Consider the following 19,701-nt stretch of genomic DNA (forward strand, 5'->3'; position numbering starts at 1 on the left):
CATGGCGCATGTTTTAAGGAAAGATGATTTGGCCGCACAGCCGTGGAAAAACGGCGGTGGGCAGACTTATCAGATTGCTGTGTCACCGGCTGGGGCTGGGCTTACCGATTTTGATTGGCGGATCAGCATGGCCAAGGTGGGGCAGAGCGGCGGCTTTTCTGATTTTTACGGGGTTGACAGAAGCTTGGCGATTTTGGCCGGTGCAGGCATTGCCGTAGAGATCAATGGTGGGGCTGCTTTTAATCTTACGCCGCAGGATGAGGCGCGGTGCTTTGCTGGGGAAGAGAAAATTTTTGCCAGCTTGCTGCAAGGTGAAGTTCTGGATTTTAATGTGATGACACGGCGTGCAAGCTACACGCAGAAGCTAAGCCAGCTGCGATTCAGCCAGCCTGAAACCTTAGTGCTTGAAGGAGAAGCGCGGATGTTTTTTTTGGCTGAGGGTGAATCTTTATTGTGCCAGCAGGGCGAGCTGCAGTTTGTTCTTAAGCAATTTGATAGTCTGTATTTGGATGAGGGTGATAGTGGGCAATGGCTGCTGGTGCCTTATGGTGAAGTGCGTTTATTTGGGGTGCAGCTAAATAAAGCCTGATGAATTTTGATTCAATAAAATTGGCAAGGTAGGGTAGTATTATTTCTTTATTTGTTTGTTTTTTGTAAGTTATTCAATGTATATAACTGTATTTTTATGACGTTGTTTGAATATTTTTGTAACATATAAATACATTAGTATGTTCTAATTTAATGAAAATACTTAATTGGAATAGACTGATGCACTTAAAATGGTTAAGAAATAAACGATCTAAACAAGCTATTTTGCTTGCAATGGCTTTCGCCACTGTCTTGGTGGCTTGCGTTACGAGCGAAGGTGAACAGAGCAGTGGGGCGACCAGCCCATCACCTGCTGGGCGTCAGCAGGGGCAGTCAGAACATGCGCCGGTGCTGCTTGATCCGCCTCAAAATCCTTATGGCTTACCACCGCGTCAGGGTAAAGAGACTGCGTCACCAGCAGGCGCTACTGGCCGGGCCGCAGGGGCATCGGCACTGCCTGTGCCCGTGTATGCAGCGTGTGATCAGAAGCATTTGATTACTTTATCGGGAGCAGCCCTTGCACAGTATGTAGCCACCTTGGAAGGTAGCTGCATGAATAGTCTGTTTGAAGCTAATGCAGCGAATTATGCTTTGCTTTCAGCAAGCAATATGCAGGCGGTGGCGCAGGAGGCACGTTTGCGTGCTCAACGCTGGCAACCAGGTAAGGCAGATGGTTTGTGGCCGCTGGCAACTTTTCTAAAGGCGGGCTATTACACGCAGTTTAGCCATGCCCAGGAAGTGGGCGCTTATGGGCGCGTAGTGGATCAGCCGGTGATGCAGGTTGTTAGTGCGCTGGCAGAGAACCCAGCGCTGTGGCTGAATCCAGCAGAAGAGGCTTCACAATCTGGCGAAGCTTGGCAGCGTCAGAATGATGCAAGGCTAAGCATAAGCGAAACCATGATTCTGGCCGATTCTGTGCGTAATTCAGAATTTTCTTTACCTTTGCTTACAAGGTTTTTTGCGCATTACCAGCGCCAATTTAAGCAAAGCTATGCCCGTCATGCCCTGCACCCTATGCAAACTACCTTGTTTAATCTGCATGGGCAGAGCGGATTTGCTGATCAGGTTGCGGCTGGCCAGCTCGATAGCTTAGTCAGTAGCCTTGCTGCTTTATTACGCCAAGGCCGTGGGGCGTTTGAAGACGAGCAGATGTTTTTAAATACTCTGCGTGAAACTGGGCGCTTTATGCTTTACCCCAAAACCACGCCACTGGCCGAGCCTGCCGTTGCCTTACACCTCAATGCGGAACGATTCTCGGCGGTATGGGCTGAGGCGGTGTACGCGCTCAAGAAAATTGCCAAGGTGCCTTGCGATCGTTACAACCTTTGTAATGCTGAAGCCGAGCTAAAAACCAAGCTGTTTCCGAATCGCTGGCAGTTTGATAATGGCAATTTGGTGTTTGAAACATCGTTGAGCCGTGATGAAGTTGAGCCGCTTTACTATGCTATGAAGCAGGTAGAGGCACAGTTAAAACGCGTAAGCGGAGTGAGCGAACCTGTTAGCAATGATCCGAATGCACGTTTACGTATGGTGGTGTATGGCACAAAGGCTGATTACGGTAGTTTTCAGGGCCTGCTCAATGATCTATCTACCGATAACGGCGGCATTTATATTGAAAACGGTGCAACCTTTTACACCTACCAGCGCACCAGCGAAGAAAGCTCGTTGTCTTTAGAGGAGTTAGTTCGCCACGAATACGTGCATTATTTATCTGGGCGTTTTATTCAGCCTGGCATGTGGGGCACGGGCGAATTCTCCCGTGATAGCCGCCGTTTGCCTTGGTATGACGAAGGTTTTGCTGAGTTTATGGCGTGGAGCACCTCGCGCGAGGGCATTAAAGTACGTGGCCATGTGGTAGAGGTTGTGGCGGCTAACTGGCCAGCCAGCTATCAAACACCAGCGCAAATTATGCGTTCCAGCTATAGCGATGGCTGGGATTTCTACAGCCATTCGGCACTGTGGTTCTACTTTTTACACCGCAATGAGCCAGGCATTTTGGCAGACGTGTTACAGCAATTACGTAATGATGACGTTAAAGGCTTTGATGCACTGGTGAAACGCCTGGGGGCTGATGTGGCTTTAGGTGCTCGCTTTAAAACTTTTGTAGACCAGCAGGTTACATTACAGCGTGCTGGGCAATTAGGTGACACTTCCACGTTGAAAGGTAAAGACTGGCTGCCTCAGTCTGAATGGCAGCTTGCAGATCCAGTGCTTATTCAGAACTTTATGGCAAGAGAGCTCCCCCTAAGCTGCCGTAGTTGGGCAAGTGGTGTAGATAGCGAGCTGCGCCGTTTTGAATGCACTGGCTCGACGGCTATTCGGGCCACCACGCTAACCGCAGCCCATCTAGAAAGTGATGCCCTGCTGAATAAAGCGCTGCTTAATTTGCAAGGTAAAGCCAATAACTTTATTGCGGTGAACTGCTTTGCCAGCGATTATCAGCTGGATATGCACCGTGCTGCCTTACGTTGCGAAGGCCCGCTGGCAGCAGATAGCGCTGTAACGCCACCGCCAACCGGCATCCCCACCACACCGCCGCCAGTTAGGCCTACGGCGGTGCCAATACCGCAGCCCACTGCTCGTCCAACTGCCGTGCCGACATCTACACCAACCCCACCGGTGCGCCCAACTACGGTGCCCACTGCACGGCCAACTTCTTTACCTACTCAGCCACCAGTATCAACGCTGGCCTTATTAAAAACCCGCTACAGCAGTACGGGGCGCTGCCTGCGTGTCACGCTGGGGGCGAATCAGCCAGTTGATCGTTTTGTGCTGATTAATTCGGCTAAGCTTGGGCGAATTAATTTCTCTGAATACGGCAGCTTCACTTACCGCCGTGATCAAGATCAGCTTGGGCTAGCAGACAGTATTATCGTTCGCCTGTATCGCGGCCAACAGCAGCAAGATATCCGGGTAGTGCTGGATGCCAAGCCCGTAGATCAAAGCGAAGAAGCGTGTTGGGCTGCCGCTTAAATCGCTCGCTAGATCAGTGCAGCAGGGCGCGTTGTCCTGCTGTGCTGTTGTGCTTATACTGGGTTTTATTACCATAAAGCGCTGGCGAAGATCGATCAATTAAGCGCAAAACAGCAGGATTTTTAATAGGCTGTTTAATGGTTAAGTTGCTGTAAGTATTACGTTTTTTTGTTTGTTTGAGTTTTTTTATCAAGCCACTCTATCGCCGAGGTTAGGTGTGGCCGCTGCGATTTTACTCCTGTAGGCGTGCTTGACAGCAGCGCGCTGCAAAGCTGACTATGCGCCCACTATGCTGAAACTGACCCGCGTTTATTCTTATTATTATCTGGCTTGCCCACTGGCAGCCCGATGGGTCGCGTTCATCTAAAGCACACAGATTGAACCATCCAAGGCCGCCAAATTAGGCGGCCTTGTTGCATTCTGGCTCGCCTACTTTGTTGGTTCTTGTGATTTTTAAAAAAAAGGACCACATCATGACTACTCGCTCTAATTGGGGCTCTAAGCTGGGATTTGTGCTGGCTGCGGCAGGCTCGGCCATTGGCCTTGGGGCCATCTGGAAATTCCCTTACGTGACTGCCATGAATGGCGGTGGCGTGTTTTTACTGCTGTTTCTGTTTTTTAGCTTTACCTTGGGGCTTGCCCAAATGGTGGTGGAATTTACGCTGGGCCGCAGCGCACAAACCGGCCCTGTGGGCATGTTCCGCAAGCTGGCGGGTAAATCTTGGCCGCTGATTGGCATGATGGGGATTTTTGCGGGCTTTGTGCTGTACAGCTTTTACAGCGTGGTGGGCGGTTGGACGCTGGCCTACCTAGCGCTGGCCGTAGATGGCTCGGTGCTCACTACGGACACCAAGGTGCTGAAAGACACCTTTGAGCATTTCGTTTCCAATCCTTACTGGCCCATTGTTTCCCATGGCGCTTTTGTACTGGCAACACTGGCGATTGTGATTGGCGGCATCGAAAAAGGTATCGAGCGCGCCAGCAAATTGCTGATGCCTGGCCTGTTTATCATCATGCTGATTCTGATTGCCCGCTCGCTGACTTTGCCAGGTGCTTGGCAGGGCGTGGTGGCTTTCTTTGCCCCTGATTTTTCTAAGCTCACCCCCGCCATGGTGGTGGATGCCTTGGGCCTAGCGTTTTTTTCCTTGTCTTTAGGCACGGGCGGCATGATTGCTTACGGCTCTTACGTCAAGCAAGAAACCCCCGTATTGCATTCGGCGGCTTGGGTGGTGGGCCTGTCTTGCACCGTGGCGATTTTGGCCGGGCTGATGATTTTCCCTGCGCTATTTGCTTTTAAGCTAGACCCTAGTGCTGGCCCCGGCCTGACCTTTATGACCATGCCGGTGGTGTTTGCCAGCCTGCCCTTTGGCCAAATCTTTGCCATCGCCTTCTTTGCCCTGCTCTCCGTTGCCGCGTTGACTTCATCGGTGTCGATGCTCGAGCTGATCGCCACGCTGTTTTTGGATGAATACAAACTGCCACGCCGCAAAGTGATTCTATGTTTATCACTGGCTGTTTTTCTCTGCGGTATCCCCGCCTCGATGTCTTTTGGCCCTTGGGCGGATGTGAAATTCTTTGGTAAAACTATTTTCGATCTGATGGATTACAGCGTCTCCAATGTGATGATGCCACTAGGCGGAATCGGCGTGGCGCTCTTTGCTGGCTGGCGCGTATGGCCGCTATTGGAAGAACACTCGGGCCTAGCTGGCCTGCCACTCTTCGGCCTGAAATGGAGCTGCCGCGTGGTCGCACCTTTATCCATTGCAGTGATTTTGGTGAAGAATCTGTAAGTGATGCTAAAACCCAAATCTTGAACCACGGAGGCCACAGAGGACACGGAGTTTCACGGAGAAAAACCTTTTTGAGTTGAGTTCTTTGTTTGGGTTTAAGTATTTTCAATCTTAGTTTAAGCGCTTTTAAATTTCTGCTCGTTGCACAGGGCTTAAATCCCCCCTTGAAGCACGCCGAAGCGAGGATAAGCCGCTCGGGGTTTCGGAAAAGGGGTAGCGAGGCAGCGAGCGCGCAGCCTTTTTCGCCGAGCTGATTATCCGCAGTGAGGGGCCTTCGTGCTGGCTGGGGCGGCCTTCTTTGCTTACTTTCTTGGCCGTTCAAGAAAGTGAGTCCCCGCGGGGATGCCGCTCCAAAATCACCGTGCCAAAGGCACTAAATTAATAAAGCCTTGTTTTAGATTTGCATCGTGCCCACGGGCTCATTTATTAAAAATACGCAGGATGTTTTATGACTACACGTAATGCTTGGGGCTCACGTTTGGGCTTTATTCTGGCGGCGGCGGGCTCGGCCATTGGGCTGGGGGCGATTTGGAAGTTTCCTTATGTCACCGCCATGAACGGTGGTGGGGCGTTTTTGCTGCTGTTTCTGATTTTTAGTTTCACCTTAGGCCTGGCGCTGATGATGGCCGAGATTGCCTTGGGCCGCTCGGCCGCCAATGGCGCGGTGGGCGCGTTTAAAAAAATTGGCGGTAAACCTTGGGCACTCTTGGGCCTCTTGGGTGTGATTGCTGGCTTTGTGTTGTTTTCTTTTTATAGCGTGGTGGGTGGCTGGACGTTTGCCTACCTAGGTAAAGCCATCGATGGCAGCGTACTCAGCGCCGATCCAAAAGCATTAGAAGCGATGTTTGGCAGCTTTGTGTCTGATCCGGTGAAGCCCCTGATTACCCATGCGCTGTTTACGCTGGCAACCTTAGGCATTGTGCTGGGCGGGATTGAGAAAGGCATTGAGCGGGCGGGCAAGGTACTGATGCCTGCGCTGTTTATCATCATGCTGATTCTGATGCTGCGCTCTTTAACCCTGCCGGGCGCTTGGGCGGGGGTGGTGCAGTTTTTAGCGCCAGACTGGAGCCGCGTCAATCCTTCTATGGTGGTGGAAGCCTTAGGGCTGGCGTTTTTCTCGCTGTCCTTAGGTGTGGGGGCGATGGTGGCGTATGGCTCTTATATGCATTCCAATGAAGAGATTCTTTCTGCATCGCTATGGGTGGTGTTTTTGGCGGTGATGATTGCGCTGCTTGCGGGGCTGATGATTTTTCCTGCTGTGGCGGCCTTTGGTTTAAACCCAGCTGCCGGGCCGGGGCTCACCTTTATGACCATGCCGGTGGTGTTTATGCATCTGCCGTTTGGCCAGCTATTTGCGATCGCCTTTTTTGCCCTCTTGGCCACCGCGGCCTTGTCTTCATCCGTAGCGATGCTGGAATTGATCGCCATCTGGTTTATTGACGATCTAAAACTGCCGCGCCGTCCTGTGCTGATTGGTATCGCCTTGGCAGTGTTCCTCTGCGGTATTCCGGCCTCTTGGTCGTTTGGTATCTGGTCTGATGTGCGCATCTTTGGCAAAAGTATTTTTGATGCGATGGATTACTTTGTATCTAATTTGGCTATGCCCATAGGTGGGATAGGTTTAGCACTGCTGGCAGGTTGGAAAGGCGACACGCTGGTGGATGAAGTGGGCTTGCACGGCTGGAAAAGGCAAGCTTGGCTGATTACCTGCCGCTACCTTGCACCCGTGTTGATTACAGCGGTGCTGGTAAAAAATTTCTAACCGCTTGCTGCAACGCAAAATTACTGCTTGACTGCCTCACACCTTACAAGGCATTCTAAAAAGCATGAATATAAATAAGATCAATTCCTTTGCAGGCTGGTGGCGCTTTTAATTAAAGCGGCACCTTTGATCTATGGGGCCGCCGAAAGGGTGGCCTTAGCTCGCGCATTCGGTGGCAGAATTACTTGGCAAATGGCTTTTGGCTTGGCTCATATAACTTCCCACTACAAAATGTCGTCATTCCCGCGTGCTTTTGGCGGGAATCCAGCTACTCTGCTGGATCCCCGATAAAGATACTCGGGGATGACGCTTTTTCGTTGATAGGTCCAACGGGAAATTATTTTGAGCCACATCCTTAGTGCTTATTTGCTGCTACTAGGAAATAGCGCATGTCTCGTTCGCAATGGAGTTCTAAACTCGGCTTTATTCTTGCCTCTGCTGGGGCAACGGTCGGTTTAGGCTCAATCTGGAAATTCCCTTACGTTACCGCCATGAATGGTGGCGGTGCGTTTCTGCTGATTTTTGTGCTAATCACTTTTACCCTAGGCATTGCGCTGATGCTGGCCGAAATCGCTATTGGCCGCGCTGCAGCATGTGGTGCTGTGGGCGCGTTCAAAAAGTTGGGTGGCAAGGGCTGGTCGGCGGTTGGCTATATTGGCGTGCTCTGCGGTTTAATCGTATTTTCCTTTTACAGCGTAGTGGGCGGCTGGACCATCGGCTATTTGCTGCGTGCCCTTGATGGCCGGGTGATGAGCAACGATCCCAAGGCTCTTGGCGCTTTATTCGGCCAATATGTTTCTAGCCCTATCGAGCCGATTATCACTCATGCGCTGTTTGCTCTGCTCACTCTCGTTGTGGTGATGTTCGGCATTCAAAAAGGCATTGAACGTGCGGGCAAGGTGCTGATGCCCGCGCTGTTTTTATTGATGCTGGCGCTGATTGTGCGCTCCTTAACCCTGCCAGGTGCTGGGGCCGGCGTGCTGGCTTTTTTAGCGCCGGATTTCTCTAAAGTAAACTCAAAAATGCTGGTTGATGCGCTGGGGCTGGCGTTTTTCTCACTGTCGGTGGGCGCAGGCTGCATGCTAGCTTATGGCTCCTACCTTGGGCGGGATGTAAAGCTCACCAATGCCGCAATGTGGGTAACAGGCTTAACCAGCATGACCTCGATCTTGGCTGGCCTGATGATTTTCCCCGCCATTACTGCTTTTGGTTTAGATGCAGCAGCAGGCCCAGGGCTTACCTATATGACCATGCCGGTGGTATTTAACCACCTGCCCTTTGGCCAGTTCTTTGCCGCCGCTTTCTTTGCCCTGCTGCTGGTTGCCGCGCTGACTTCATCGGTATCTTTGCTGGAGCTGATTGCGGTGTATCCAATAGATGAATGGAATCTGCCCCGCAAAGCCACCACCGGTGTCATTACCTTGATCGTGTTTCTGGCAGGTATCCCGGCATCGCTCTCTTTTGGTGTGCTGGGTGAATACAAATGGTTTGGCCGCAATGTATTTGAGCTGATGGATTACAGCGCGTCTAATATCCTACTGCCCTTGGGTGGAATCGGCACGGCGCTGTTTGCAGGCTGGAGAATCTGGCCGGTGATTGAAGCCGAGCTAGAACTTAGCCCGGTTTTAAACTGGGGAATGAAGTGGATGTGCCGCGTGGTAGCTCCGGCATTGATTGCTTTGATTTTGGTTTACAACCTGTAAACGAGGGGCTTGCTATAAATTTATTGCCCACGTTGATATGTCGTCATCCCCGAATGTCTTTATCGGGGATCCAGCCAAGCGACTGAATTGTTGATAAATATGCGCGGGCATGACGGTTTGGATAAACCTTACCGTTTATCCCCGATACAGTGGCACAAGCTTGTGAGTGCTCTGTGGATAAGTAAGGCAAGTGTTTGTTCTGTAGGTGGCTTTTTGGTCTGATTAAATTTTAAGCAAGCAGGCTTTCAGGCATAACAATAAAGATTAAGGATGTTACGCAGCAAAATCAAAAAATACGCAGTCCACTAAAAACACGAAAAGCACGAATAGAAACCGCATGACCATCACCCTGTATTGATTTGTATCATTAGCTTTACACATCGTGCTAGAGAATATCTTTCATGCTTGATTCGTTTTTTCGTGCTTTTAGTGTTTTTCGTGGATAAATAGTTTTCCTGATTATGTCTCTTGCTCAATGGACTCTGTGCAGATGGGTTTTTTGAGTGTTGGGCTTGGTTTTTGAATGCGTAGGGCGGGTGAAACCCGCGAGCGATGCTGAAGAAATACGCGGGTTTCACCCGCCCTACGATATTTATAATGAAATTGAGCAAGAGACATAATCAAGATAGTTTTTGTGTGCAACATCAGATAAGACAAAGGCCAGCATCTCTGCTGGCCTTTGTCTTATCTGGCTTTCTGCCAGCGCTTTTGCAAGCCGTCAAAGCTCAGATAAAGCGCAGGGGTGATGTAGAGGGTGATGAGTTGCGATAGCACCAAGCCACCGACTACCGCCACACCCATCGGTTGGCGTAGCTCGGCCCCTGCACCTATGCCGATGGCAATTGGCATGGCGCCCATAATGGCGGCGAGGGTGGTCATCATAATGGGGCGAAAGCGCAATAGACAGGCCTCACGGATGGCTTCTTGTGGGGCTTTGCCTTCTTTGCGCTCGGCTTCTAGTGCAAAGTCGATCATCATAATGGCGTTTTTCTTGACGATGCCAATCAACAGCAAAATCCCCACCATTGCGATAAAGGTCAGCGGTAGGCCGACGATATCCAGCGCAATGAGTGCCCCCACTGCCGCAGAAGGAATGCCTGCCAGAATAGTCAGCGGGTGAATCCAGCTTTCATACAGCACGCCCAGAATCACATAAATCACCGCCACAGCCACTAAAATTAGCCAGAGCTGGGTGTTTTGCGACTGCTGGAATACGGCTGCATCGCCAGCAAAAGCGCCAAATACTTTAGCGGGCAGCTGGATTTCTTGCTTTAGCGCTTCAATACTTGCCGCTGCTTCAGAAAGCGTTTTGCCCTCGGCCATATTAAAAGATAGCGTAACCGCAGGCAGCTGGCCTTGATGGTTGATGGCGTTATTGGTCATGATCCGCTCAACACTTGAAAAGGCTGAGATCGGTACTAAGACGCCGCTATTGCTGCGGGCATAGAGCTTATTCAACGCTGATTCATCGCGCCGGTAATCGTCAGAGAGTTGCATCAGTACCGAGTAACTATCTTGCGGCAGATAAATAGTGCTGATTTCGCGCTCGCCAAATGCGCCATAGAGTGTTTCGCGCAGATTTTGCATATCGATACCCAGTGTTTGGGCCTTGTCGCGGTCGATATTTAATCTGGCTTGCAAGCCGCGTTTTTCGGTGTCTGAAGTGACTTCGGTAAAGATGGGGTTTTGTCGCATGGCCCGCATCAGCTTTTCAGACCAGTCTCCTAGCTCGCCAGATTGCACGGCTTGCAGCGTGTACTGATAGCGGCTTTTGGAGCTGCGCGCGCCAATTTTTAAGTTTTGGGTTGGGTTAAAAAACACCGAGATGCCGGTAATGCCGCTGGTGTCTTTACGCAAGCTGGCTACGGTTTTTTCCATAGAAAGCCGCTGATTGCGTGGCTTGAGGGTAATAAACATTCGGCCACGATTGCCACTGGATAAGCTGGAAACCACCACGTTTACATTGGGATTTTTTTGGATGCGCTCGGCTACTTCTGTATGCAATTTCAGCATGGCAGGGTAGGCAATATCCTGTGGGCCCTCGCTGCTGGCCTGAATCTGGCCAAGATCTTCTTCTGGGAAAAAGCCCTTGGGCATGGATTGATACAGCCAGCCTGTTAGCACAAAGGTGGCCAGCGCGATAATCAGCATCAGCTTGCGTCGGCCTAGGCTCCAATCCAGCGTGCGCTGATAGCCGCTGAGCACGCGATGAAAGCCACGTTCAAAAAAGCGGCTCCATGCAGGCACATGGGCATCCGGCGCTTCATGCTTAATATAACGCGCCGCCAGCATGGGGATCAGCGTGAGCGCTACCACGGCGGATACCATAATTGCGAGGGTCACAACGGCAGCAAACTCATGAAATAACAGGCCAATGGTGCCGGGCATAAAGAAAATTGGGATGAACACGGCAATGAGGGACACCGAAATGGATACCACGGTGAAGCCCACTTCTTGCGCGCCCTGAATGGCCGCTTCTAATGGCTTCATGCCGTTTTCTACATGGCGCATGATGTTTTCAAGCACCACAATCGCATCATCCACCACCAAACCAATGGCAATGGTTAGCCCCATCAGCGAGATATTATCCAGGCTATAACCTAGCCAGTGCATCAAGGCAAAGGTGGCAATCAGCGAAATGGGCAGCGATAAAGCAGGGATTAGCGTGGCTGCGGCGCGGCGTAAAAACAGCAGAATCACCCCCACCACCAGCAGCATGGTCAGCAGCATGGTGAGGTTGACGTCGTGAATGGCTTCGCGCACAGATTGCGATCTGTCGTTTAAAACCTGCACATTCACCGATTCAGGCATTTGCGCTTTAAGCTGGGGCAGGGCGGCTTTAATCGCGTCAACCACGGCCACGGTATTGGCATCGGATTGGCGCATTACGGCCAGCACAATCGAGCGCTCGCCATTAATCCAGCTACCGCTTTTCACGTCTTGTACGCTGTCTTCCACGGTTGCCACATCAGAGAGGCGTACCGGTTGTTTGTTTTTTTGCGCGACGATTAAGTTAGCAAAGTCGGCGGCGTTTTTAAGCTGTTCGTTGGCTTGCAGCGCTAGTACTTGGCGATTGCCGTCAAGCTGGCCGACAGGGGTATTGGCATTCGCCGATTTTAGCGCGGCGGATAACTCCGCCAGCGTCATATCCCTTGCCGCCAATCGCTCTGGGTTGACTTGCACCCGCACTGCAAACCGCTTCTGCCCATAAACCGTCACTTGCGCCACGCCATTCAGGGTAGAAAGCGTGGGTGAGATCAGGTTGTCACCATAATCATTCAGCTCGGCCAAGCTCATCGATGGCGAGTTAATTCCTACCATCAGTACCGGTGCATCCGCAGGGTTTACTTTGCGGTAGCTGGGCGGGCTGGTCATGTCTTTAGGTAGGCCACGCGATGCACGATACAGCGCGGCTTGCACATCCACGGCGGCATCGTCGATATTGCGGTTGGCGTCAAATTCTAGCGTGATCGATACCTTACCTTGAGTGCTGCTCGAGGTAATAACGGCGAGGCCAGGAATAGTGGAAAACTGCTTTTCTAGCGGGGTGGCCACCGATGTCGCCATGGTTTCTGGGCTGGCACCGGGCAAGCTGCCAGACACTTCGATGGTCGGCATATTAAAAGACGGCAGGGCGGAAATCGGTAGGTTAAACCAGGCCACTACCCCAGCAACAACGACCGCCAGCCAGAGCAGGGTGGTGGCAATCGGCTTATTAATACTGAGTAGAGAAATATTCATTTTGCGGCACTGGCTGGTTTTTTAGCCTTGGCTGCACTTGCTTCTCTGACCTTGCTGCCTTCGCGCAGATTTTGCCCGCCTTCTTTAACTACGCGCTGATTACTGCCAATACCACTGACAACGGCGCGCTCGTTTTCTACCTGCAAGAGCTCAACTGGAACCGCTTTAACGGTTTTGTCTGGCTGAATCACAAATACAAAGCGTTGGTCTGGGCCGGTTTGTACCGCTTGTACCGGCAGAACAACAGCATTTTTTAAGGTGCCCGCAGCAATTTCTACCGGCACAAATGCGCCTGGCCATAGCTGGTTTTTAGGGTTGGCAAACTCGGCCTTTAAAGTAATTGTGCCTGAGCTGGGATTCACGGTGTTATCGATAAAGCTCAGCTTGCCTTGCAGCTTGCTATCACCGCTAAGCTGCGCGTTGACGATGATAGGACGTGGTGCATTTTGCAGGGTGCTTAAGTTGCGCTCAGGCAGGCTAAAGGTCACGGTAATGGGGTTGAGCTGGCTAATGCTCACCAATGGGGTGGCGATGCTGGGCTGCACATAGCTGCCGGTATGCACTTCAACCAGACCGGCGCGGCCGTTAAGCGGTGCTTTGATTTGTGAATAAGATAAGGTGATCTTGGCGGCATCTACTGCCGCGCGTTCTGCGCTAAGTGTGGCTTGTAGTGTTTCTAGTTTGCTTTGTGCGTTATCGAGTGCAGTTTTAGAGATAAAACTTTGCGCTGCCAGCTCTTTTGAGCGCGAATAGTCTCGCTCTGCTGCGGCCAGCTGAGCTTGGCTTTGCGCCAGTTTGGCTACCGCTTGGCGCACATTGGCTTCGTCTTCCCGCGCATCTAGGCTAAATAACAGCTGCCCAGCATGGATTTGATCACCTTCTTTAAAGTGAACTTGGCGGATCAGACCACTTTTTTGCGGCCTGATCTCTACTTGATCTAGTGGAGTCACATGGCCCTGAGCGCTCAGCTTGAGTGCAATATCTGCACTCTGGGTTGTGGTGGCAATCACTTGCTGTGGCGGGCGCTCGGTTTTTTCTTTAGCGGTTTCTTTGCCACAGCCCGCAAGCAGCAAAACAATCAGGGTCAGGCTTAATTTAGTCATTCATTATTCCAGCACGAACACCGCGCCGGAATCGTACGGTGATCGCAATCATTGTCAGAGCCACCATCAGGCCAAAGCCGGTAATAATGGCGTACATAGGAGGGATTCCGCTGATTTGGAATTGGTGTGTAACGGCGGCACTCGCGCTGGCGGTGATGGGCTGGCTAAAGTATTTCACCATTAAGGCATGAATGCCAACCATCACTAGGATGCCAATATTTTCATTAAAGTTTTGTACGGCAATGGAGTGCCCCGCGCCCATCAGTGTATGGCCTCTATGTTGCAGCATGGCGTTTAAAGGCACCACAAAAAAGCCAGATAAGCAGCCCACAATAAACATCAAAAACGCAGCCAGCCAAGCATTGTGAACAAACAGCATGCCAATCACCAAGATGCCCATGGCAATCCCTGCAGGCAGCACATTAAATGCTTTTTTAAGTGGAATACAATGCCCCGCCAATATGGCACCTGCTGCAATGCCAAATGCAACGACAGCCACTAACTGAGTGGCTTGCTCCATAGAAAAGTTCAACCAAATGATGGCCCAGTTCAATACTACCAAGCGCATGGTGGCGCCTGCACCCCAAAATAAGGTGGTTACCCCCAGCGATAACTGCCCCTGTGGATCTTTCCAAAGCTTGGCAACGCAGCACCAAAATTCTTTGATTAAAGCAATAGGTTGAAGCTGTAGAGGTTTGAGTTCTACATTCAATTTGGGGATGTAGCAGTTAAGCCAAGATGCTGCGAGATAAAGCAAAATAATTGCGGCAATAGCAAAGGTGGCAGGGCTAAAGTAAGCCGCTAGATGCGTAGTTTTTAGCCAAGGCGCAATATGAGATCCAGCCAGTAAGCCGCCTAAGATGGTGCCAAAAATAATAGCGCTGACGGTAGCCCCCTCTAACCAGCCATTGGCAGCAACCAGTTTTTCATGTGGAAGGTATTCGGTAATGATGCCGTATTTGGCAGGGGAATAAGCGGCAGCGCCAAAACCAACTAAGGCATAGGCCATAATCGGCGGAATGCCCACTAGCATCCCTAAGCAACCGACTAGCTTAATGCCATTACAAATCATCATTGCTTTACCTTTATGCATGGAGTCTGCAAAAGAGCCAGCAAAGGGGGCAAGCACTACATAAGAAACGGTAAAGCACCACAGCAGCATAGATAAATGCCATTCGGGTGAGCTTTGCTCCTTAAGGAGTGCCAGCGCGGCAAAGAAAAGGGCGTTGTCTGCTAGCGCCGATAAAAATTGCGCGCCAAGAATAATGAAAAATCCGCGATCCATCTTGGAGCAATATCCATTTTTATAGTAAGGGGTTTATATCACAAAAGAGCATAAGCCGGCATTGTCGCTTTTGCGCCTTACGTATGATTAACAAGGTTTATACTCTAGTCTTTTCTTTGCGATGGTTTTGTCATGACTCGCCCGATCCGCGCTGTGATTCATACTGCAGCGCTTGCTGCTAACTATGCCCATGCCAAAGCGTGCGCGCCAGCTAGTCAAGTATTTGCCGTTGTAAAGGCCAATGCATATGGACATGGTATCGCCAATATGGTTGCAGCCTTGCCCAATGTGGATGCTTTTGCCACCTTAGAAATGTCATCAGCACGCTCCCTAAGAGCGCTTGGGGTGACGCAGCCCATTCTATTATTAGAAGGTGTATTTTCAGCGGCAGAGCTACAGCTCTGTGCTGAGCAGAGCTTTTGGCTAGCGGTACATGATGAACGCGGCTTGGCTTGGCTAGAAAGCACGGCTCTGGCGTGTCCAGTGCATGTTTTCTTAAAATTAAATACTGGCATGAATCGGCTAGGATTTCCTGCTGAGCAAGCGCCAGCCCTTGTGGCCCGCTTGAAGCAGTGCAGCAATGTGGCCAGTATTACGCTGATGGCCCACTTTGCCAGTGCCGATGTACCTGAGCTGGGTGTGGCGGCGCAGTGTGCACGCTTTGACGCGGCGTGTGTGGGTTTGGATTTACCCAAAACCTTAGCGAATTCGGCCGCGCTCTTGGCTTATCCTGAAACCCATCATCAATGGGTGCGCCCTGGCATTTCTTTATATGGATCATCCCCATTCAGCACTAAAAGCGCTAAAGAGTTAGGCCTGCAAGCGGCGATGACGCTGACCGCAGAAGTGATCGGCGTGCAAAATTTACAAGCAGGCGATGCCGTTGGATATGGCGCTAGTTTTGTTGCTGATCGTGTGATGCGGATTGGTACGGTGGCATGTGGCTATGCCGATGGCTATCCACGCCATGCCCCAACCGGCACGCCAGTATTGGTGGATGGAGTGGCTAGCCGTTTAATTGGCCGTATTTCCATGGATATGCTGGCCGTAGACTTGAGTGAGCTGCCCAAAGCTGGGGTGGGCAGCCAAGTTGAGCTGTGGGGAGCAAATCTCTCTATTGATGACGTGGCAACCGCGGCTGGAACGATAGGCTATGAGCTAATGTGCGCCGTGGCGGCTCGTGTGCCTATTTTTGTTGAGTATTAATTAAGTATATGAAGGGGGGCGTTTGCACATTTAACAAGGTTGCCAATCAAACGCCTTAACGGCCCTGTTTAAAACATATATTCTTTACTCGTGATGCTTATAGCAAACAAGCATAACAATTCATGCATAAATAATGACTTAAACTGTTTTCTTGCTCGAAAAGATGGTCGGGTTTCATTTACAATGATCCTTCCTTTTAAAACCTACCCAAGCAGCAGGTTTGATCCATGGCATTGATTGTTCAGAAATACGGTGGCACCTCGGTAGGCACTACCGAGCGGATTAAAAACGTGGCCCGCCGCGTGGCTAAATTCAAAGCAGAAGGGCACGATATTGTGGTGGCCGTTTCTGCAATGTCCGGCGAAACCAATAAGCTGATCGCACTGGCCAAGGAAATTCAGGCCAACCCAGATCCTCGTGAATTGGATGTTATTGTCTCAACCGGTGAGCAAGTCACCATTGGTTTACTCGCCATGGCGCTGAAAGAAATCGGCGTTGACGCAGTGAGCTACACCGGTGCTCAGGTCAAAATCCTGACCGACAGCGCGCATACCAAGGCGCGTATCCAACATATCGACGATGCACCGATGCGTGCTGATCTGGCCGCTGGCCGTGTGGTGATTGTGGCGGGCTTTCAGGGGGTGGATGCACAAGGCAATATCACCACCTTGGGCCGTGGCGGCTCGGATACCACAGGCGTTGCGCTGGCCGCAGCCCTAAAGGCGGATGAATGCCAGATCTACACCGATGTAGATGGCGTTTACACCACTGATCCGCGTGTAGTGCCTGAAGCACGCAAGCTTTCTACCATCACCTTTGAAGAAATGCTGGAAATGGCCAGCCTAGGTTCAAAGGTATTACAGACCCGTTCGGTTGAATTTGCCGGTAAATACAATGTGAAATTACGTGTCTTGTCTTCCTTCCAAGAAGAGGGCGAGGGCACGCTGATTACCTTCGAGGAAGACAGCAAGATGGAAAAACCCGTTATCTCCGGCATTGCCTTTAATCGCGATGAAGCACGTATCAATGTGATTGGCGTACCGGACAAGCCGGGCATTGCCTACCAAATCCTCGGCCCTGTTGCGGATGCAAATATCGATGTTGATATGATTATCCAAAACGTGGGCCAAGATGGCACAACCGATTTTTCTTTTACCGTGCCTAAAAATGATCTAGGCCGTGCGATCAAAGTATTAGAAGGCGCACAAAGCCAGATCAGCGCTCGTCAGATCAATGGCGACGATAAAATCTGTAAAGTATCTATTGTGGGCGTAGGCATGCGCTCACACGTTGGGGTGGCCTCAACGATGTTCCGCACTTTGGCTGAAGAAGGGATCAATATTCAAATGATTTCAACTTCTGAGATTAAAATCTCGGTCGTGGTGGATGAAAAGTACCTTGAATTAGCCGTTCGCGTGCTGCACAAAGCTTTTGGTTTAGAGTCGATTTCTTAAAACCAGTAAAGTTGATTGCTTTTTCTCTGCGCTAAAACAAAGTTTGTCAGTTTTTTTGCAGGGATTAAGATTTAAACAAAGGGGCACAGAATATTTTATTCTGTGCCCCTTTGTTATTTACCCTTACAAAACAAACTACTAGCTTGTGGCTGATCTGGGCGTGTAAGGAAAAGGCTTAAATACTTAAATTAATTGCGGATTGGCGGTTGACGGCCCTGCGGTGTTTGCGTAGTATTCGGGTCCTTGACGGAGAGTTGGCCGAGTGGTCGAAGGCACTCCCCTGCTAAGGGAGCATACGGGCAAAACCTGTATCGAGGGTTCGAATCCCTTGCTCTCCGCCAAGCATTTGCGGCTGTAGCTCAGTTGGATAGAGTATCTGGCTACGAACCAGAGGGTCAGGAGTTCGAATCTCTTCAGCCGCACCATTAGTTCTGCTAATTCACTTTTGTGAATCGGTAATACTAAAAAGATTTAAAAGTACGATCCCATAGTTTAGCGGTTAGAACACTGCCCTTTCACGGCGGCGGCCGGGGTTCGATTCCCCGTGGGATCGCCAAGATTAAGTAAGAAAAGTAAGTTCGGAATGATCAGGCCGGCTAAGCCGGCTTTTTTATTTCTACAGATTATAAGCTGCGGCTGTAGCTCAGTTGGATAGAGTATCTGGCTACGAACCAGAGGGTCAGGAGTTCGAATCTCTTCAGCCGCACCAATAATCTGTTTGTACTAAAAGTATGATCCCATAGTTTAGCGGTTAGAACACTGCCCTTTCACGGCGGCGGCCGGGGTTCGATTCCCCGTGGGATCGCCAAGATTTTTAGTATATAGTAGTAACGTTGCGGCTGTAGCTCAGTTGGATAGAGTATCTGGCTACGAACCAGAGGGTCAGGAGTTCGAATCTCTTCAGCCGCACCAAGTATTTGCGTAGCATCAAAAGTATGATCCCATAGTTTAGCGGTTAGAACACTGCCCTTTCACGGCGGCGGCCGGGGTTCGATTCCCCGTGGGATCGCCAGTATTAGTAATGTAAATAACCACTCACCTTGCCGGTTGAGTGGTTTTTTTACGTCTTAAACTCTTCATCCAATCTTTAGTTCACATCCAAAGTGCGTTGAAGTTGGGCCTGAATCCTTGGAACTACAAATTGGATAAAGGCTTCGTACTTTTTGGGCAGTGGATGGCGATATGGATAAACCAGAAAAAAGGGATAGGGGGCAGCTAGCCAGCCCTTTAAAACTTCTTGCATACAGCCTTGCTGAATAAAAGGCGCTGCCATATAGCTAGGGAGCAGTGCCAAGCCATAACCGGCAGCAACTGCGCTGGCTGTACAGGCATAGCTATCTATAGAAAATTGACTATGTAGTTCAAGCTGTTCTATTTGTCCTTCGCGTTCTAATAACCAACCTCCTTCTTGCTCTTGATGCAGCTCACATAAAATTCGGTGTGAAGCTAAATCACATGGGTGCTCTAGCTTAGGTGCTTGTGCTAAATAGGCGGGGGAGGCGTAAATTCGTTTCTGTGATAGCCCTAGATGCCTAGCCACTAAATTTTCATCACCCACCGTGCGTGAACGGATACAAAAATCTACGCCATCGCTGATCGGATTTTTTAGACGGTGATCGGTATCTAGCTCGATACGTAAATTTGGATACTTCAGGCTAAATTCCACCAAGATGGGGCTAAGAATGGACTGCCCAAAAGACTGCGTTGCACTAATGCGCAATGGGCCTTCCACTTTGGCTTGCAATCCCTCAATGTCTAATCTAGAAAGCTGCAGCATCTCGCGTAGAGCTGCGGCATGTACGGCTAGGCGCATACCCGCTTCGGTAAGCGATACACGGCGAGTTGTGCGTAGCACCAGCACGGTAGTGAGCTCGGTTTCTAAGCGCTTTACGCTCAAGCTGATATGGCTTTTAGTACAGCCAAGTAAATCGGCCGCAGCAGTAAAACTAGCAGTGCGAGCTAGAGCATCAAATGCAAGTAGCGCTTCGGGAGGAAGAATTGTTTTCATATGGAAACAGTGTGTCGTGTTTAGCTAGTTTATCGTAAATAAATTGCCAATTACTATGTCATTGTTAATTTATTAAAACGATGGTGTC

The 19,701-nt window shown here is 50.5% G+C and carries 11 protein-coding genes and 7 tRNA genes; 14 read left to right on the top strand and 4 right to left on the bottom strand.

The genetic code is table 11. From position 1 onward, the window contains the following. Position 1: 1 nt before the first annotated feature. From R6242_RS01385 to R6242_RS01405, 5 genes are all read left to right on the top strand, one after another. On the top strand, positions 2-589 hold the full coding sequence (locus R6242_RS01385; RefSeq protein WP_318422968.1) for a HutD family protein: 588 nt from the start codon (positions 2-4) through the stop codon (positions 587-589). A gap of 179 nt (positions 590-768) precedes the next feature. Continuing rightward, positions 769-3,561 carry a collagenase gene (locus tag R6242_RS01390; protein ID WP_318422970.1) on the top strand — a complete coding sequence of 931 codons (2,793 nt, stop codon included), beginning with the start codon at positions 769-771 and terminating at the stop codon, positions 3,559-3,561. 473 nt (positions 3,562-4,034) lie between these two features. Next, on the top strand, positions 4,035-5,351 hold the full coding sequence (locus R6242_RS01395) for a sodium-dependent transporter (protein ID WP_318422973.1): 1,317 nt from the start codon (positions 4,035-4,037) through the stop codon (positions 5,349-5,351). A 448-nt stretch (positions 5,352-5,799) separates the two neighbouring features. Beyond that, positions 5,800-7,113: a sodium-dependent transporter gene (locus R6242_RS01400; protein ID WP_318422974.1), complete on the top strand. Its 1,314-nt coding sequence runs from the start codon at positions 5,800-5,802 to the stop codon at positions 7,111-7,113. A gap of 389 nt (positions 7,114-7,502) precedes the next feature. Beyond that, the gene (locus tag R6242_RS01405) at positions 7,503-8,816 is read left to right on the top strand and encodes a sodium-dependent transporter (RefSeq protein WP_318422977.1); all 1,314 of its coding nucleotides are present in this window, start codon (positions 7,503-7,505) and stop codon (positions 8,814-8,816) included. A gap of 684 nt (positions 8,817-9,500) precedes the next feature. Here the strand turns inward: R6242_RS01405 and R6242_RS01410 are convergent. Genes R6242_RS01410 through lplT form a run of 3 tightly spaced genes read right to left on the bottom strand, consistent with a single transcriptional unit; the run spans position 9,501 to position 14,945 of the window. Then, positions 9,501-12,557 carry an efflux RND transporter permease subunit gene (locus R6242_RS01410; RefSeq protein WP_318422979.1) on the bottom strand — a complete coding sequence of 1,019 codons (3,057 nt, stop codon included), beginning with the start codon at positions 12,555-12,557 and terminating at the stop codon, positions 9,501-9,503. Continuing rightward, a complete protein-coding gene (locus R6242_RS01415; RefSeq protein ID WP_318422981.1) occupies positions 12,554-13,660 on the bottom strand; it encodes an efflux RND transporter periplasmic adaptor subunit in 1,107 nt (368 codons plus the stop codon). Before R6242_RS01415 ends, R6242_RS01410 begins: the two co-directional genes overlap by 4 nt. Next, positions 13,653-14,945, bottom strand: a complete 1,293-nt coding sequence (gene lplT / locus R6242_RS01420) for a lysophospholipid transporter LplT (protein ID WP_318422983.1) — start codon at positions 14,943-14,945, stop codon at positions 13,653-13,655. Before lplT ends, R6242_RS01415 begins: the two co-directional genes overlap by 8 nt. Positions 14,946-15,077: 132 nt before the next feature. On the opposite strand from lplT, the gene alr reads away from it, so the two are divergent. The 9 genes from alr (at position 15,078) to R6242_RS01465 (ending at position 18,617) form a co-directional block, all read left to right on the top strand. Next, entirely contained in the window at positions 15,078-16,151 is a 1,074-nt protein-coding gene (gene alr, locus R6242_RS01425) for an alanine racemase (RefSeq protein WP_318422985.1), read from the top strand. A gap of 227 nt (positions 16,152-16,378) precedes the next feature. Next, positions 16,379-17,605, top strand: coding sequence for an aspartate kinase (locus R6242_RS01430; RefSeq protein ID WP_318422987.1), 1,227 nt, complete (start codon positions 16,379-16,381; stop codon positions 17,603-17,605). A 248-nt stretch (positions 17,606-17,853) separates the two neighbouring features. After that, positions 17,854-17,946: transfer RNA gene (locus tag R6242_RS01435), tRNA-Ser, on the top strand. A gap of 7 nt (positions 17,947-17,953) precedes the next feature. Beyond that, positions 17,954-18,030 (top strand) — tRNA-Arg (locus tag R6242_RS01440). A gap of 56 nt (positions 18,031-18,086) precedes the next feature. Then, a tRNA-Glu gene (locus R6242_RS01445) sits at positions 18,087-18,161 on the top strand. A 76-nt stretch (positions 18,162-18,237) separates the two neighbouring features. Next, positions 18,238-18,314: transfer RNA gene (locus tag R6242_RS01450), tRNA-Arg, on the top strand. 24 nt (positions 18,315-18,338) lie between these two features. Then, positions 18,339-18,413, top strand: a tRNA-Glu gene (locus tag R6242_RS01455). A gap of 27 nt (positions 18,414-18,440) precedes the next feature. Further along, positions 18,441-18,517: transfer RNA gene (locus R6242_RS01460), tRNA-Arg, on the top strand. 25 nt (positions 18,518-18,542) lie between these two features. Beyond that, positions 18,543-18,617 (top strand) — tRNA-Glu (locus R6242_RS01465). A 75-nt stretch (positions 18,618-18,692) separates the two neighbouring features. On the opposite strand, the gene R6242_RS01470 is transcribed toward R6242_RS01465, so the two are convergent. After that, complete coding sequence (locus R6242_RS01470; protein WP_318422991.1) at positions 18,693-19,613, bottom strand: LysR family transcriptional regulator; 921 nt, start codon at positions 19,611-19,613, stop codon at positions 18,693-18,695. Positions 19,614-19,701: the final 88 nt, after the last annotated feature.

The organism is Iodobacter sp. CM08, assembly GCF_033446605.1.
Taxonomy (GTDB): Bacteria; Pseudomonadota; Gammaproteobacteria; order Burkholderiales; family Chitinibacteraceae; genus Iodobacter.

Excerpts from the sequence above, each read along its gene's own strand:
- R6242_RS01415 (WP_318422981.1), bottom strand. The coding sequence starts at position 13,660 with ATGACTAAATTAAGCCTGACCCTGATTGTTTTGCTGCTTGCGGGCTGT.
- R6242_RS01385 (WP_318422968.1), top strand. The coding sequence starts at position 2 with ATGGCGCATGTTTTAAGGAAAGATGATTTGGCCGCACAGCCGTGGAAA.
- R6242_RS01405 (WP_318422977.1), top strand. The coding sequence starts at position 7,503 with ATGTCTCGTTCGCAATGGAGTTCTAAACTCGGCTTTATTCTTGCCTCT.
- R6242_RS01410 (WP_318422979.1), bottom strand. The coding sequence starts at position 12,557 with ATGAATATTTCTCTACTCAGTATTAATAAGCCGATTGCCACCACCCTG.
- lplT (WP_318422983.1), bottom strand. The coding sequence starts at position 14,945 with ATGGATCGCGGATTTTTCATTATTCTTGGCGCGCAATTTTTATCGGCG.
- R6242_RS01470 (WP_318422991.1), bottom strand. The coding sequence starts at position 19,613 with ATGAAAACAATTCTTCCTCCCGAAGCGCTACTTGCATTTGATGCTCTA.
- alr (WP_318422985.1), top strand. The coding sequence starts at position 15,078 with ATGACTCGCCCGATCCGCGCTGTGATTCATACTGCAGCGCTTGCTGCT.
- R6242_RS01390 (WP_318422970.1), top strand. The coding sequence starts at position 769 with ATGCACTTAAAATGGTTAAGAAATAAACGATCTAAACAAGCTATTTTG.
- R6242_RS01430 (WP_318422987.1), top strand. The coding sequence starts at position 16,379 with ATGGCATTGATTGTTCAGAAATACGGTGGCACCTCGGTAGGCACTACC.
- R6242_RS01400 (WP_318422974.1), top strand. The coding sequence starts at position 5,800 with ATGACTACACGTAATGCTTGGGGCTCACGTTTGGGCTTTATTCTGGCG.
- R6242_RS01395 (WP_318422973.1), top strand. The coding sequence starts at position 4,035 with ATGACTACTCGCTCTAATTGGGGCTCTAAGCTGGGATTTGTGCTGGCT.